A 1,603-nucleotide genomic window follows, 5' to 3' on the forward strand; every position below is an offset into this window, starting at 1 on the left:
WKWWAGGGGGAGCAGGATACATGTTATACATTAATAAATCACGGGAATTCATAACTTTTTTATTAAATTGCCCTTTAATAATTGGCCGACCAATAACTGGCATATCAAAAAAGATCGGATTACCATAAAATTTAACTGCCATTGCTCTAACACCTGGGTCTTTTAATAAAACTTCATCTAATTCAACAATACCTTTATTTAGTTTTTCATCATAAGTTATTTTAGGAAAACAATAACCTTCACCGGGTGCTGATGTTTGAATAAATTGTCTTACTGCCAACCCACTATTACTAATTTTGTCATTAATACTTGAAAAGGTAATTTCTTGTCATAAGAAACTGCCATCATAAGGTGAATAATAATTAATAACATTTGAAGGATATAATCATTGTCTATCTTGGGGGCAGAATTAATATCGCCACCACCAATATTTAATCCACGGTCATTAAATACAGTATAAAAATTATAATAATCATTAATATTTAATTTATCAGCATCTTCATCTAAAATTAATAAAGTATATTGTCTTTCAGTTGATTGTTGAGTAAATACTTGTTCAAATTTAGCTTCACCAAATTGAATTGAACTTCTATCATCAATCATATAAGCATCTCAATATTTACCAATTTTAACTTCTTTTGTATAAAAGTTATCAGCTTTATTATCATTATTCATAAAATAACTTAATTTATATTGCTTTAAGTATTCTAGCATTCTATTAATATCATAAATATTTTCACCATCAATTAATTTTCAATAAACATTATTATTTTCATCTTTTAATTTTATCGCAAAAGGTGTTTCATTATTTGCTCATATTGTTGAATTAATTGGTTGATTTTTAAAATCATCAACGGTTAAAATATTAATTTCTTCACCTTTATATTTTTGTACTATTTTTAAACTATCTTGTCATTGTGCAATCGTACTTTCCATATTATCAAATATTCTTGTATAACTACCATAATCACTGGGTTTAGCATTATTAGGTTTTCAACCTGTTTCAGTATCAGGTATATATGAACTATAAACATTAAAAGGAAATACCATTCAATGACGATTGTCTTTTGTGTTTTCTCTGATATCTATTAAAGTATCATGGGCTTGTCTTCTTAATTCTTCCATAACACCTGGGTTAATTCTACTCATTTTTTAATTCTCCTTAATTTCTGTTCTACCTTGTAAGGCATTTTGATTATTACCAGTTTCATCATATTCTAGTAATTTATTATTATGGTCTATTTCTTTTGCTTGGATTTTATCTTGTCATGCTTCTATTTTTTCAAAATATTTAGTTGCTTCTAATTCATCAATATTGTCATATTCAGTTATAGCTCTTATGGGTTCCATTGTGCCATTATCTAATCTAGCAGTAATTAATTCATTTTGTCGCATTTGGTCAACTAAACTAGCGCTAATAAAATCAAATCCATAAGGTCTTTCACCAGTACCATCTCATAAACCATAATATTTTAAAACAGTATCAAACATTTTAGTATAATATTGTTTACGATATGCTTGTAAATATGCTTGTTTTTCTAAATCTTTGGTTTTAGTTAATAAAGATTGTGTTTTATTTTGGTCATTATCTGATTTATNCAMA

Annotated in this window: 2 protein-coding genes; both read right to left on the reverse strand. The window is 26.7% G+C overall.

Going from position 1 to position 1,603, the window contains the following annotated elements; genetic code table 4:
* A partial coding sequence (locus EHV01_RS05380; protein ID WP_422066559.1) for a hypothetical protein occupies nt 1-280 on the reverse strand: 280 nt, incomplete at its 3' end.
* Nucleotides 271-1,149, reverse strand: coding sequence for a hypothetical protein (locus EHV01_RS05385; RefSeq protein WP_422066560.1), 879 nt, complete (start codon nt 1,147-1,149; stop codon nt 271-273). The genes EHV01_RS05385 and EHV01_RS05380, both read right to left, overlap by 10 nt.
* Nucleotides 1,150-1,603 lie beyond the last annotated feature (454 nt).

It is taken from the genome of Spiroplasma sp. hy2, assembly GCF_044714365.1.
GTDB classification, from domain to species: domain Bacteria; phylum Bacillota_I; class Bacilli_A; order Mycoplasmatales; family Mycoplasmataceae; genus Spiroplasma; species Spiroplasma phoeniceum.